Raw genomic sequence first — 13,891 nt, 5'->3', positions numbered from 1 at the left:
GGTTATCCGCACGAGTTGAGGGGTTATCTACACAAGAATAGAAGCTTTTCACACAAGTGGGGAATCTATCCGCACGAGCTGCGAATGTATCCACACAAGCAGATAAGTTATCTACAAAGATGTAAAGGGTTGATCTATCCGCACGAGCAGGTGTTGCATCCACACAAGTTGAGGAATTTTATGCACTAGAGCAGTATTAATCTGCACAAGCTAGAGTGTTATCTACAAAAGAAGGAGATTCTTATTTAATGGAGCAATTACATCAAAAAAATGATGCCAGCTCCTTCATTGTAAAAATGCATTTATCCGTTTATTCGAGAATTCATCCTCATAAATTAGGAATTTATCTTCAATATTTAGATAGTTTTGATTTTTATAAATTTAAAAGAATAGACATTATTTTGTCACAGGTATAAAATAACGGATACGGAGGTGAGTTTAGAAAAAGGATTTCCTTTTTCTAATGATTCTATGAGAGTCGTTCGGATAATCGCTCAAATTTTGATTCTGTATATTTTTTATTATGCTGGTGTATTAATTGGTAATTTAACAAAACTACCATTGCCAGCTAGTGTTATAGGGTTAGTGCTTTTATTTATATGCTTGCAATTAAAATGGATAAAAGTAGATTATATAAAAGATGGTGCATCCTTTTTAATTGGTTTTATGATGTTGTTCTTTATTCCACCGATGATTGGCATAATTAATTATCCTGAGCTTTTCTCCTTGTCTGGCTCATTATTAATGGCATCCGTTATTGTTAGTACACTATTTGTACTAATCACAACAAGTTTAATCTGTCAATGGATTGAGAAAAAAGAGCTAGCAATGAAAGAGAAGAAGGAGAAGGGAGAAATGGATCATGCAAGCAAGTATATCCATCATTAGCACTGTTATCATATTTTTATTAATGGTGAAATTACATAAACGATTCCCTTATCAGTTTTTCATGCCAATTTTAACTTCGTCGATTATTATTATTGCAGGACTGCTTTTATTGAATATTCCTTACGAAGTGTATATGGAAGGCGGACGTTATTTACAACATTTGCTGGGTCCAGCAGTTGTGGCATTAGCTTATCCTTTATACAATCAGTGGGAAATGGTGTTGAAATATAAATATACGATTCTATCTGGTATATTGATAGCCATGGTGAGTGGTTTAATTAGTATTTATACTTTGCTTGTTATTTTTAAATTAGATAAAGAATTAATATTAACAGCTTTACCAAAATCCATTACGACACCTGTAGCAATGCAAGTGAGTGAAACAATTGGCGGGATCCCACCTCTTACTGCCGTATTGGTAATGATTGCAGGATTTACAGGAGCATTACTTGGTTCTGTTGTGTTTTCCATTGGGAAAATTGAATCATCCATTAGTCGTGGAATTGCCATGGGAAGCGCAAGCCACGGAGTTGGAACGTCTAAACTTGTGGATTATAGTGAACTGGATTTGTCGATTGGCTCATTATCTTTGGGGCTTAGTGCGGTAATTGGTGCGATTTTATGTCCAATATTTGCATATATTTTTATGTAAAAAAGCATTCTAGTAGATTCTAGAATGCTTTCATCTTTTAATGCATACTAATATATCGGTTTGCGTTCTTTAATAACCCGAATGGTTTTTAGACTCGCATCTTCTGGACCTTGGACCGGCAATCCTGCTTCAATATTCATTTGAATATACTTAATATTTTCTTCTGTAATGACTTCTCCAGGAATAAAGATTGGAATGCCTGGAGGATATACCATGATAAATTCAGCACAAATATAACCAGCGGAATCTTTAAAAGGAATTACTTCTGTACTGGAATAAAAGGCATCTCTTGGTGTCATGGCAAGAGCAGGAATGTCCGGTACATTGACTTCTGTTTCTTTCACGCAAGCTTCAGAATCAAAGGTTTGAGACATACGTTGGAGCGCGTTAATTAGCAAATTAATTTCTTTTTTTGTATCGCCTAATGTCACAAGACAAAGGATGTTGTATAGATCAGATAGCTCTACCTCAATATTCGCATTTTGACGAAGCCATTCCTCCGCTTGATGACCTGTAATTCCTAAATCTTTTACGCTGATTAACAATTTTGTCTGATCCATATCGAATGTAGCAGAAGAATGCAATTTTTCTCTTCCAGCAACTTTTAAGTGAGGAATTTTGTTAATTCGTTTTCTTGCTTCTTTTGCCAGGCGAATGGCTTGGTCAATTAAATCATATCCATGAACTGCTAATTGTCTTCTAGCACAGTCGAGGGATGCTAATAGCGGATATGAAGTTGAAGTCGTTTGCAACATTGATAACACTGATTGAACTCGACTTACGCTCACAAGACCTTCTCGAACGTTTAATACAGAACTTTGCGTTAAAGACCCTCCCAGCTTATGTACGCTTGTTGCGGCCATGTCTGCACCGGCTTCCATTGCTGAGAGTGGTAGTTCATCATGGAATTTTAAATGAATGCCATGGGCTTCATCGACAATCACCGGTATATTTGAAGCATGTGCAATATCCACAATGCGTTTTAAATCAGCAGCAAAACCAAAATATGTTGGATTAATGACAAGTACAGCCTTTGCATCAGGATATGTTTCGATTGCTTTTTCAACGGATTCTGCTGAGATTCCATGGGTGATACCGTATTCTTCATCCACTTCAGGATAAATAAATATCGGAATAGCACCTGAAAGAATAATCGCTGACATTGTTGATTTATGAACATTTCGTGGTACCAAAATTTTATCTCCTGGCCCGACGACAGACATAATCATCGCCATGATAGCACCACTAGTTCCTTGAACAGAGAAAAATGTATAATCAGCACTAAAAGCTTGTGCAGCAAGTTCTTGAGCTTCTTTAATAGCAGCCTTTGGTGAATGTAAATCATCTAGTGGAGCAATATTGATTAAATCAATTGATAAAACGTTGTCTCCGACGAATTCTCGAAACGCAGGATCCATTCCTTGTCCCTTTTTATGTCCAGGAATATGGAATTGGATCGGATGTCTGTTTCGATGTTTTAGCAATGCGTCAAACAAAGGAGTTTCTAACTGTGACAACGCAGGTACCACCTCGCTTTTAATTAATATTCAAAACAAAGAAATTATAGCATCTATAGGCTACACATGCTATAAAAAATTAAAGGAAAATTAAGTTTTATTGAAGAACTATATAAATCATTATGATGAAAAGGGGATGTAAATGTTGAATTGGGATACAAGAGTAACGAAATTATTAGGAATACAATATCCAATCATACAAGGTGGCTTAGCTTATTTAGCATACTCAGATTTAGCTGCAGCCGTATCTAATGCTGGTGGACTTGGACAAATTACTGCTCTCAGTTTAGAAACCCCAGAACAATTAAGAGAAGAAATTCGAAAAACGAAAGAGAAAACGGATAAACCTTTCGGCGTCAATTTTGCTTTTGGCAATTACGGGAAAGGATATGAACCAATGGTGGAAGTAGCCATTGAAGAAAAAGTGCCCGTTATATCGATGACTGGAGGAAATCCAGCACCGATGTTCAAATTACTTGAAGGTGTTGATGTGAAAAAGTTAGTATTAGTAGCGGCGCGCCGTCAAGCACAAAAAGCTGAAGAACTTGGTGCGGACGCAGTGATGGTTGTAGGACAAGAAGGTGGAGGGCATTTAGGTCGTGATGATGTGGGGACAATGGTGCTTGTTCCGCAAGTAGTAGATAGCGTCTCAATCCCGGTAATTGCTTCTGGGGGAATTGGCGATGGTCGTGGTTTGATGGCAGCATTGTCCCTTGGGGCAGAAGGAATCGAAATGGGGACACGATTCATTGCGACAAAAGAGTGTGTGCATGCATCACCTGCCTATATCGACGCGCTAATCAACAGTACAGAAACAGATACTACGGTTATCAAACGCTCATTAGGAACACCAGCTCGCGCATTAAAAAGTGAATTTACTGAAAAAATTTTGGAAATTGAAAAGGAAAACCCTACTTATGAAGCGTTAAAAGAATACATAAGCGGAAAGGCCAATAAACGCTTCATTTACGATGGAGATGCAAAGAACGGATTCGGTTGGGCAGGACAAGTAACTGGTTTAATAAAAGATGTACCAACCGTAAAAGAACTGATTGATCGAATGATCCGGGAAGCGGAAGAAATCCGATTAAAGTGGGGAAGATAAAGAGAAAAAAGAGAGGTACTGTCAATGGAATATGCGTATCCTATTTCGCCGGATTGGACAACGGAAGAAATTATCGCGGTAGTAAAATTTTTTGAAGGAATTGAACAAGCATATGAAAAAGGCATTAAAAGAGAAGTGATGTTAGAAAAGTATCGGCGTTTTAAAGAAATCGTTCCATCGAAAGCAGAAGAAAAAACGCTATTTCGTGAATTTGAAGAGGTCAGTGGATATGCTAGTTACCCGGTAGTGAAACAGGCAAGAGAACTAGAAAATGGGGAAACAATTGTACTTGAATCACAAAAAAAACGAAGATAAAGACAACAAAAAGGAGCGGTCATTTACGCTCCTTTTTTCCTTTCCCAAACATCAATATATGAATTATTAATGGAGTTTATAAATGAATTTGATGAAAAAAAGCGGAAGAAAAATGTAATGATTAAAGTCGTCCTGAGCATATTAATTATACAACATATAGCAGAAGATCGACTTTTCCTCAAAATAGGAAATTATATCTGTAAATATATCCGATTGGAAATCCTAATTTTTCCCAACGATGATCTCGTAAATTGGGAAAAGGGCTTCAAAAGTATTTTCAGCGACTTTTAAAAACTCTTCCGAAGATAGATTTATGCATTGTTCCCGAGGAATATGACGCCCAACTAAAAATTCTCCTTTTTTGACGTCTCTTAAACGAATAAGAAGTTCATTCAATTGACCGTTCAATGCTTCTTTTAGCGGAATAGCATCTAAAGATGTATGATCCCCTGAAATAATAAAATCGTCTGGCAATTCGTAAAAAACATCGATTGAATTTAATAGACGATCTGCCATGGCAGATTTTTGTGGGGCTTCATAAATAACTGCAACAATAATGAATAAATGGGTGTGCGTAAGCCCAATTTGAAAATGAGGAAGTGATTTGTAACCTCGTTTGTAAGGTGCAAATGCTACCCATGAATCGTTAGGCGGATTGACTGTTCTTCTTGCATGTTTTGCTATATGGGCAAAAAATTCATCTCCAGTTTTAGCGCTGAAATAACCGGCAAAATGGTTACCTAATGCTTCGAATTTTGGACGTACGATGGTTTTTAGTGCATCCATCCGATGATCTAAGCCGTCAATGGTAAAGACATTGAAATCGGAATTTGTCCATTTTATATCGACCATGATTTGTTTTCCTCCTTTTTGAATCAAATGTTTATTTTTCACGTTTTTTGGGAAAAATCTTGTAACAATAGCATTTATCCTTTTGACAAAAAATAATTGGGAAAGGAAAGTGATGTTCATGAAACAAATGGTTAAGATCATCCGCAAAGTCGATATTGAAAAGCAATATGAACATGTTTTACGGTTAGAATTAGATTATGAGTTGGCTTCCTTATATTCCGCGATGCAGGAAAACGATACGAAAGAAATGGAAAGATGTAAAAAACGTTTAAAAGAAATTCAGGATGAGCTAGATGGTCTGCACGCATATGCGTAAACATTTTCCCGTCCATTAAAGTCACTTGCTTTCATTTGTAGAGCAAGTGATTTTTTATTTTGAAAATATAACTCCTTAATATTTTTGAAAAAATTACTCCCTGCTATCCCTCTTTCCTTCTCAAAAAGTATATAATAACAATTTGAAAATGAAAAAAATAAAGACTTTACATGAAATATACAACTAAAATAAACAGGGGTCCATTTGAAGAATTCATGTTAAAATGTTAAAGTATTAGAATATTTCGTTTATTTTATCCGAAGTAAATTTCTGAATTTTGTAAATAATATACTAGAATAGAAGAATTCGATTGCTAATAAAGAAGGTAGGGTTAGTGGAATGGATTTACAAAAAATAAATGAATTTGCGATAAAATTGATTTATGATGCTGGCGAACAAATACGAGAATCCTTTTCGAAGGAATTGATTATAGAAACGAAGACAGATGCGAATGACTTAGTGACAAATATTGATCGTCAAATCGAGCAATGTTTTGTAAAGAAAATAAAAGAATTAGATCCATCCCATAAAATTATGGGAGAAGAAGGGTTGGGCGACAAAATCGACACACTTGATGGCCCCATTTGGATTATTGACCCGATTGATGGCACAATGAACTTTATTAAACAACATCGCAATTTCATGATTACAGTTGGTTTTTTTGTTGATGGAGTAGGGAAGCTAGGATATTTATATGACGTCATGCGGAATGAGCTGATATATGCAATACGAGGAGAAGGAGCGTATATTGACCATCATCCAATTCGCAAATTAGAACCTTTGACAATTGAAGAAGCGATTATTGGCATCAATTCAAGTTGGGTGATTCAAAATGGAAAAATCAATCATGAAAAAATCGCCAATCTCATTCGAACGGTTAGAGGAACTCGATCTTATGGGTCTGCTGCCATGGAAATCGCTTTAGTTGTTACTGGGAAACTTGATGCTTATCTATCAATGCGATTAGCGCCATGGGATATTGGTGGAGGAATGGTGATTGCACAAGAGGTAGGAGCCGTTGTAACAAATTTAAAAGGTGAACCATTCAATTTATTGTCCAATGATACATTTTTAATTGCAAATCCATCCATTCATCAAAAGTTGTTAGATGAATTTATCGAATTAAAATAGGATATTGAGGTAACAAAAAGAATGAGCGTTAATTACGACTGCCGCTATCGCTTTCGTCGTGGATAAATTCGCACGAGGAAACGCTATTGATGTGACCATAGCAGAGAAAGAACTATAAAAATAGTTAAGCCTGACCAAAAAGTGTAAAACTTTTTAGTCAGGCCATTTATTTTATAAAAGCCCCTTTTCTCGAAACTTTTTTTTCATGCGAAATCCAAGTCCCATGACAGCACATAATGCAATGATACTTGCAATGATTGTTACAACGCTTTCCGTAGCAATTGCATAACCGATGGAGATCATTGACAAAAGTGCGGCTAAGGAAAATATAAACATCACGATTTTCGCTTTATTCATGAATAGCGCCCCCTTTAATGTTCCGAATGTTAAAAAAATGTAATATTTCAGAAAAGGACAATTTTTTACGGTCTTGTGATATAATAACACAGTTAATCTTATGAACAAAGAAATTGGAGTGGAAATATGACGAAATTACGTGAAGATATTCGCAATATTGCAATCATCGCACACGTTGACCACGGAAAAACAACATTAGTGGATCAATTATTAAAACAATCTGGGACTTTTCGAATAAATGAACATGTAGAAGAACGAGTAATGGACTCGAATGATATAGAGCGTGAACGCGGCATTACTATTTTAGCAAAAAATACAGCCGTTCACTATAAAGGTACAAAAATCAATATTTTAGATACTCCAGGACACGCGGATTTCGGCGGCGAAGTAGAGCGAATTTTAAGAATGGTTGACGGAGTTTTACTTGTTGTTGATGCGTTTGAAGGATGTATGCCTCAAACTCGCTTCGTTTTGAAAAAAGCATTAGAACAAAAGTTAACGCCAATCGTTGTAGTGAATAAAATTGATAAAGATTCTGCCCGCCCTCTTGAAGTCGTAGATGAAGTATTAGATTTATTAATTGAATTAGGTGCCGATGAAGATCAATTAGATTTCCCTGTCGTATATGCTTCTGCAGTCAATGGTACAGCAAGTCTTGATCCGGACCCAGCAAATCAAGAAGAAAATATGCAATGTTTATTTGATACAATTTTAGATCACATCCCAGCACCAGTTGATAATTCAGAAGAGCCTTTACAGTTCCAAGTAACGATGCTCGATTATAATGATTACGTAGGCCGAATTGGGGTAGGCCGTATATTCCGAGGAAAAATTCATGTTGGCCAATCAGTTGCACTAATGAAATTAGACGGCAGTGTAAAGCAATATCGCGTTACGAAATTATTAGGTTATTCAGGATTGAAACGAGAAGAAATTGAATCTGCGAGCGCTGGAGATATTGTTGCAGTGTCAGGCATGGAAGAGATTAACGTCGGAGAAACGGTATGTCCGATTGATCATCAAGACGCATTGCCACCGCTTCACATTGATGAACCAACATTGCAAATGACTTTCCTTGTAAATAATTCTCCATTTGCAGGTAGAGAAGGGAAATTTGTGACAGCTCGTAAACTAGAAGAACGGTTAAAACAACAATTAGAAACAGACGTTTCTTTACGAGTGGAAGATACGGATTCTCCAGATGCATGGATCGTTTCTGGCCGTGGGGAGTTGCATTTATCAATTTTAATTGAAAACATGCGCCGTGAAGGATATGAATTACAAGTATCGAAACCGCAAGTAATCATTAAAGAAATCGATGGTGTCAAATGTGAACCAGTTGAGCGAGTACAAGTGGATGTTCCTGAAGAATACGTGGGTGCAGTCATTGAATCATTAGGACATCGTAAAGGCGAAATGATGGATATGACAAATAACGGAAATGGACAAACACGTCTAATTTTCATGGTGCCTTCTCGAGGTCTAATTGGATATACAACGGAATTTATGTCCATTACAAAAGGATATGGTATTATTAACCATTCATTTGATAGCTATCAACCGGTTGTTCCTGGTCGTGTTGGCGGACGCCATAATGGAGCGCTGGTTTCAATGGAAACAGGAAAAGCAACGACTTATGGGATGATGCAAATTGAAGATCGTGGTACTCTATTTGTAGAGCCCGGAACAGAAATCTACGAAGGCATGATTGTTGGAGAAAATAACCGAGATAATGACCTTGCTGTGAATATTACAAAACAAAAGCAAAAAACAAATATCCGCTCCGCAACAAAAGATCAAACTGCAGTGATTAAAAAGCCACGCATTTTAACGTTGGAAGAAGCATTGGAATTTTTAAACGATGATGAATACTTAGAAGTAACACCAGAATCGATTCGTTTACGTAAACAAATATTAGATAAAAACGAAAGAGAAAAAGTAGCGAAAAAGAAAAAATACGCTGAACAAGTATAATTCTTTCTTTTAAAGTATGAAAGGTGTTGTTCGAATTGAAGCTTTTCAGTTTGATATTAGCGTCTGCACCAGTACTTAGTGATACAGAACGAGTGTTTAATCGCATGTCACCGATTACTCGTTATGTTTACGAAAGTGCTCCAAGCAATACAACTGCAGGATATATTATCTTTTTCTTAGTTTTCATCTTATCTGCAATCGTGTATAAACTCGGTTTTGCGAAAAAACTTAGTTTAGGTAAAAATATAATTATTTATATTTTCCTATTTTTAGGTTGTATTCTTCTGACATTCTTTGCGATTTTCTTGCCAATGATTGAAGGATTAATTGTTGCAGCACTTGTATTAATTCTTTATAAAATTCGTTTATGGCGAGAGAAGAAGGAAGAACAAGAAGCTTAATTTGTATGTGGAAAAATGTGATTCCAGATGCATTAGAATATTAGGTAGTTTATTATTGATTAGGGATTCTATCGCTATTCAATTACAACACCTATGAATGAATTTGCAAGTAGCAGTGTCTTTTAAGTAGAATCCCTGTCACGTCACAGAAAAAATGAGCTTAGATGAAGAGCGAATTGAGAAAACGTTGTGTTTTCCCAATTCGCTCTTTTTTGGTAAATAGAGTAAATGTTAAACATTATAAGTAGTTAGAGATGTCACAGAAATAAGGAATTTGTATGTGTGGGGGAGAGAGTATCTACCCCAAGTATGCTATTTGTACGAGAGGAGAGGACATTTTCACGAGCAGGGAGAGTATGTGCACGAGCGAGAGTGGTATTCGCACAAGCAAGGAGCGTATCTACACATGCCGGTGTGCTATCCACTCAAGAGGAGAAAGTATCCGCTCAAAATTGAATTTTTCTCCCATCTTTAGGTAATCACACATCTTTTCTCCTTCGCATAACCTACTCTTGATAATTGAAAGAACTACGAAATAAGGAGGTAAGAGGGATGAAATGGTGGAAAATTAGTCTTGTTGTCTTGCTGGCAGCGGTAATGGTTATCCTTGCTGCTTGTGGAGAAAAAGAGATGACAAAAGTGAAAGTAGGGGAAGTAACGCGTTCGATTTTCTATGCACCACAATACGTTGCGATTTCCAATGGATATTTTGAAGAAGAAGGATTGGAAATAGAGTTGTCTACTATCCCTGGTGGGGATAAAACAATGACTGCACTTCTTTCTGATGGGATAGATATTGCCCTTGTAGGGGCTGAAACTTCTATATATGTGACAGCTCAAGGTGCTAACGATCCGATAAAAAACTTTGCTCAATTAACTCAAACAGATGGTACGTTTTTAGTGTCTAGAGAGAAAATGGATGAATTTTCATGGGATATGTTGAAAGGTTCTACTTTCCTTGGCCAACGTAAAGGTGGTATGCCGCAAATGGTTGGAGAATTTGTTCTTAAAAAACACGGAATCAATCCACAAAAGGATCTGAATTTAATCCAAAACATTGAATTTGCCAATATTGCAACAGCCTTTGCATCCGGTACTGGTGAATTCGTACAGCTATTCGAACCGACAGCAAGTGTGTTTGAAAAAGAGGGTATTGGCCATGTAGTTGCATCCTTTGGTACAGAATCCGGCCATGTGCCATATACGGTGTTTATGGCGAAAGAAAGCTACTTAAAGAAAAATCCGGAAGTGGCAGAGAAATTTACAAGAGCTATTAAAAAAGCACAAGACTATGTATATGAAGCACCTGCAGAAGAGGTGGCAAAAGCGATTCAGCCATTCTTTGAAGATACGGACATTGAATTGATTGCACAAGTTGTAGAACGTTATCGCCAGCAAGAATCCTATGCCAAAGATCCAATTTTAGATGAAGAAGAGTGGAATAACTTGCAAGACATTATGGATGAAGCAGGGGAACTTCCGATGCGCATGGATTATTCGAAACTAGTAGATACAACTTTCGCAGAGAAGGTTTCGAAGTAATATGAGTTTCTTAGTTGTAGAACATGTCAGCCATACGTATTTTTCAAAGGATGCGGCAACGGAAGCGTTACGGGATATTCATTTAACGATAGAAGAAGGAGAGTTTGTTTCCTTTATTGGTCCGAGTGGTTGTGGAAAAACAACATTGTTATCCATAATAGCAGGATTATTTCAACCGACCTATGGAAACGTGTTCATAGAAAATCAGCAAGTGTATGGAAATAAAGAGTTATCCATTGGCTATATGCTTCAGCAAGATTATTTATTTCCTTGGAAGACAATTGAAGAGAATATTACACTCGGATTAAAACTACTAAACAAACATGTTGATATGAGCATTGCATCGAAATTATTGCAAGATGTTGGGTTACCGCCAGTGGAGAAAAAATATCCGAGAGAACTATCTGGTGGAATGAGACAGAGGGTGGCGCTAGCCAGGACGCTTGCGGTAGATCCGAAAATTTTGCTATTAGATGAACCTTTTTCTGCACTGGATTATCAGTCAAAATTAAAGCTTGAGGATCTCGTTTCAAAAATGTTAAAGCAATATAATAAAACGGCCATTCTTGTTACGCACGATATAGGTGAAGCTATAGCTATGAGTGACCGTATCTATCTATTTTCCGCAAGACCCGGTAAAATTCATAAAGTGTTTGATATACCTGAAGAAATTAGAACGTTAACTCCATTTGAAGCTCGCAGTCATTCAAGCTACTCCCCATTATTCCAACAAATATGGAAGGAGCTTGAACATCTTGAACATTAAAGAACTTCATTTACAATATAAAAAACGGTTAGCAAAGGAAAAACGGTGGATCAAGTTTTACCAGCTCTTCATTTTAGTAGGATTTTTTGTACTTTGGGAGATGGCTTCTTCTAAACGCTGGATTGATCCGCTCATATTTAGTGCACCTTCCAGAATATTTAAGTTGTTAACGAATATGGTATCAGACGGTACGATATTTATCCACATAAACTATACTTTATTTGAAACAGTTCTTGGGTTTATTCTTGGAACGTTGATCGGAACAATTTTAGCGGCCATACTTTGGTGGTTCCCAACTGTTTCAAAAATTTTAGATCCTTATCTCGTCGTTTTAAATTCCATGCCAAAAGTGGCACTCGGACCTATATTAATTGTAGCGCTTGGTCCAGGAATGACTTCCATCATCACGATGGGAGCAATCATTTCAGTTATCATTTCAACCATTGTAATCTACACATCTTTTCGAAATGTGGATGCCAATTACTTAAAAGTATTGCAAACATTTAATGCAACCAAATGGCAAATGTTTAAGGAAGCGATTTTACCAGCTTCTTTCCCAACGATTATTTCTACATTAAAAGTAAACGTTGGCCTTTCTTGGGTAGGGGTTATTGTTGGAGAGTTCCTTGTTTCTTCCCGAGGACTTGGATATTTAATTATTTACGGATTCCAAGTGTTTAATTTCAATCTCGTGTTAATGTCGTTGCTCATTATCGCGATTTTTGCAACACTCATGTATCAATTGGTTGAAATGTTAGAGAAAAGATTAATTAAAAATGAATAACAGCAACAGGGAATCACTGTTTCTTGATAAAGAATGACCTATTATGAAAATAGAGTAAATTTCATAATAGGTCATATGTTGTTTAATTGGATATTTTTTATAATTCTTCATCAATGCTGGATGAGCTGCGGAAAAATCGAAATTTTCCAGTTGCTAATCGCTCAAGGGTTTTCGTTGTAATGCGATCATTGCATGTTTCACACATATATGTGTGTATTGGTCGATTTCTTAATTTTTTAGCCAATGGTGAGTCGTCTTCCAGTTCGTGGATGGTATCACAAAGTACACATTGGACACGCATACACTCAATCCTATTCCACTCGGATAGCGGAAATATTTTTGATAGGATTGTCCACGTTTGAACCATCTCCAAAAATTAAATGAACAGGTCCATCCTCTGTTAGCGGCTTACCATCTTGGCTATATTTAAAAATAAATTTGTATGCTTCTTCAATTGGAAAAGCATGTTCCGAACCATCTTTGCATTCAAATACAATTGTAGTTGCATCTTTTTCAATTTCAGCGTGATTTAAAAAATATTTAATTTCCATTCCGAATGTACCAGTTTTCATACCTTGACGGTCAAATTTTCTTTCAGTTTTTAATGTAGGAGGGAATGTTGCACCTTCCATGATTTCACGGGACCAGTGTTTTCCCATGTTAAATAAGTATTTTAAATCTTCATCTTCTTCTTGTTTCGGATTGGTGAAATAAGATTTTAAATCAATTCTGCGATCATCAAAAATCCATACGGATGGATCTAATGTTAATTTATACTTGACTTTACCTTTAATTGGAATGATGCTTTCCATTTTTAAATATCCCCCTTAACTATTTTACATATATCAGTATACAGCTAGATTCTATCTTAATAAAGAAATAATCATTTATCACGGTTCTACCTATTGTTTGCTACTTGCATTTTTATGTGCTAAAAGCTAAACTTTATAAAGATAGAATAGAAGAAATCACATTAATGGGGGCGTCCTCATGGAGAAAAAAACACAAGCTTCCTTCCAAGAAAAAGCTTTAGAATTGTTATTGGAAGATGCAGATAAAATAGCTCGTTTAATTAAAGTGCAAATGGACCATTTAACGATGCCACAGTGTCCTTTGTATGAAGAAGTGTTGGATACACAAATGTTTGGCTTATCCCGTGAAATCGATTTCGCCGTAAAGTTGGGATTGATTGAACGTGAACAAGGCAGGAAGATTTTGGATACATTAGAAAAGGAATTGTCCTTGTTACATGAAGCATATACAAACACAAACAAGTAACAGAAGACTCAAA

The 13,891-nt window shown here is 36.4% G+C and carries 18 protein-coding genes; 13 read left to right on the top strand and 5 right to left on the bottom strand.

Going from position 1 to position 13,891, the window contains the following annotated elements; genetic code table 11:
- Window positions 1–248: 248 nt before the first annotated feature.
- The 3 genes from NSU17_RS03690 to NSU17_RS03680 are packed head-to-tail and all read left to right on the top strand — an operon-like array spanning window position 249 to window position 1,540.
- Window positions 249–416, top strand: a complete 168-nt coding sequence (locus NSU17_RS03690) for a hypothetical protein (protein WP_340704308.1) — start codon at window positions 249–251, stop codon at window positions 414–416.
- Window positions 417–432: 16 nt separating this feature from the next.
- Window positions 433–888, top strand: coding sequence for a CidA/LrgA family protein (locus tag NSU17_RS03685; RefSeq protein ID WP_016837569.1), 456 nt, complete (start codon window positions 433–435; stop codon window positions 886–888).
- On the top strand, window positions 863–1,540 hold the full coding sequence (locus NSU17_RS03680) for an LrgB family protein (protein ID WP_016837568.1): 678 nt from the start codon (window positions 863–865) through the stop codon (window positions 1,538–1,540). Before NSU17_RS03685 ends, NSU17_RS03680 begins: the two co-directional genes overlap by 26 nt.
- 47 nt (window positions 1,541–1,587) lie before the next feature.
- Here NSU17_RS03680 and NSU17_RS03675 read toward each other — a convergent pair whose 3' ends face one another.
- Window positions 1,588–3,057: an aminotransferase class I/II-fold pyridoxal phosphate-dependent enzyme gene (locus NSU17_RS03675; protein ID WP_340704307.1), complete on the bottom strand. Its 1,470-nt coding sequence runs from the start codon at window positions 3,055–3,057 to the stop codon at window positions 1,588–1,590.
- Between the two features lie 145 nt (window positions 3,058–3,202).
- Between NSU17_RS03675 and NSU17_RS03670 the strand changes: the two genes are divergently transcribed.
- Together NSU17_RS03670 and NSU17_RS03665 are read left to right on the top strand one after the other, a co-directional pair.
- The gene (locus tag NSU17_RS03670) at window positions 3,203–4,162 is read left to right on the top strand and encodes an NAD(P)H-dependent flavin oxidoreductase (protein ID WP_340705476.1); all 960 of its coding nucleotides are present in this window, start codon (window positions 3,203–3,205) and stop codon (window positions 4,160–4,162) included.
- A gap of 24 nt (window positions 4,163–4,186) precedes the next feature.
- Complete coding sequence (locus NSU17_RS03665) at window positions 4,187–4,477, top strand: UPF0223 family protein (RefSeq protein ID WP_340704306.1); 291 nt, start codon at window positions 4,187–4,189, stop codon at window positions 4,475–4,477.
- Window positions 4,478–4,699: 222 nt separating this feature from the next.
- On the opposite strand, the gene NSU17_RS03660 is transcribed toward NSU17_RS03665, so the two are convergent.
- Window positions 4,700–5,329, bottom strand: a complete 630-nt coding sequence (locus NSU17_RS03660) for a YktB family protein (protein ID WP_340704305.1) — start codon at window positions 5,327–5,329, stop codon at window positions 4,700–4,702.
- A gap of 118 nt (window positions 5,330–5,447) precedes the next feature.
- On the opposite strand from NSU17_RS03660, the gene NSU17_RS03655 reads away from it, so the two are divergent.
- Window positions 5,448–5,645 (top strand): hypothetical protein, encoded by a 198-nt coding sequence (locus NSU17_RS03655; RefSeq protein ID WP_340704304.1) that lies wholly within the window; start codon window positions 5,448–5,450, stop codon window positions 5,643–5,645.
- Between the two features lie 339 nt (window positions 5,646–5,984).
- Window positions 5,985–6,776 (top strand): inositol monophosphatase family protein, encoded by a 792-nt coding sequence (locus NSU17_RS03650; RefSeq protein ID WP_340704303.1) that lies wholly within the window; start codon window positions 5,985–5,987, stop codon window positions 6,774–6,776.
- Window positions 6,777–6,947: 171 nt separating this feature from the next.
- Here the strand turns inward: NSU17_RS03650 and NSU17_RS03645 are convergent, their stop codons facing one another.
- A complete protein-coding gene (locus NSU17_RS03645; RefSeq protein ID WP_016837561.1) occupies window positions 6,948–7,133 on the bottom strand; it encodes a DUF5325 family protein in 186 nt (61 codons plus the stop codon).
- Window positions 7,134–7,259: 126 nt separating this feature from the next.
- On the opposite strand from NSU17_RS03645, the gene typA reads away from it, so the two are divergent.
- The 5 genes from typA to NSU17_RS03620 all read left to right on the top strand — a co-directional run bounded on the left by typA (window position 7,260) and on the right by NSU17_RS03620 (window position 12,600).
- A complete protein-coding gene (gene typA, locus NSU17_RS03640) occupies window positions 7,260–9,107 on the top strand; it encodes a translational GTPase TypA (protein ID WP_340704302.1) in 1,848 nt (615 codons plus the stop codon).
- Between the two features lie 35 nt (window positions 9,108–9,142).
- Window positions 9,143–9,508 (top strand): YlaH-like family protein, encoded by a 366-nt coding sequence (locus tag NSU17_RS03635; RefSeq protein ID WP_016837559.1) that lies wholly within the window; start codon window positions 9,143–9,145, stop codon window positions 9,506–9,508.
- Window positions 9,509–10,060: 552 nt separating this feature from the next.
- Window positions 10,061–11,050: an ABC transporter substrate-binding protein gene (locus tag NSU17_RS03630; protein WP_340704301.1), complete on the top strand. Its 990-nt coding sequence runs from the start codon at window positions 10,061–10,063 to the stop codon at window positions 11,048–11,050.
- A gap of 1 nt (window position 11,051) precedes the next feature.
- The gene (locus NSU17_RS03625) at window positions 11,052–11,816 is read left to right on the top strand and encodes an ABC transporter ATP-binding protein (protein ID WP_016837548.1); all 765 of its coding nucleotides are present in this window, start codon (window positions 11,052–11,054) and stop codon (window positions 11,814–11,816) included.
- Complete coding sequence (locus NSU17_RS03620) at window positions 11,806–12,600, top strand: ABC transporter permease (protein WP_016837547.1); 795 nt, start codon at window positions 11,806–11,808, stop codon at window positions 12,598–12,600. The genes NSU17_RS03625 and NSU17_RS03620 overlap by 11 nt, the downstream gene beginning before the upstream one ends.
- A 97-nt stretch (window positions 12,601–12,697) precedes the next feature.
- On the opposite strand, the gene NSU17_RS03615 is transcribed toward NSU17_RS03620, so the two are convergent.
- The gene (locus tag NSU17_RS03615; RefSeq protein WP_016837546.1) at window positions 12,698–12,901 is read right to left on the bottom strand and encodes a YlaI family protein; all 204 of its coding nucleotides are present in this window, start codon (window positions 12,899–12,901) and stop codon (window positions 12,698–12,700) included.
- Window positions 12,902–12,911: 10 nt separating this feature from the next.
- Window positions 12,912–13,412, bottom strand: a complete 501-nt coding sequence (locus NSU17_RS03610) for a hypothetical protein (protein WP_016837545.1) — start codon at window positions 13,410–13,412, stop codon at window positions 12,912–12,914.
- Window positions 13,413–13,590: 178 nt separating this feature from the next.
- On the opposite strand from NSU17_RS03610, the gene NSU17_RS03605 reads away from it, so the two are divergent.
- Complete coding sequence (locus NSU17_RS03605; RefSeq protein WP_016837544.1) at window positions 13,591–13,878, top strand: YlaN family protein; 288 nt, start codon at window positions 13,591–13,593, stop codon at window positions 13,876–13,878.
- The last annotated feature ends 13 nt before the right edge of the window (window positions 13,879–13,891 follow it).

Origin of the sequence: Ureibacillus sp. FSL K6-2830 (assembly GCF_038004145.1) — a bacterium.
Taxonomy (GTDB): Bacteria; Bacillota; Bacilli; order Bacillales_A; family Planococcaceae; genus Ureibacillus; species Ureibacillus thermosphaericus.
The sequence above is the reverse complement of the archived record's forward strand: the minus strand, read 5'-3'. Positions and strand labels throughout refer to the sequence as shown.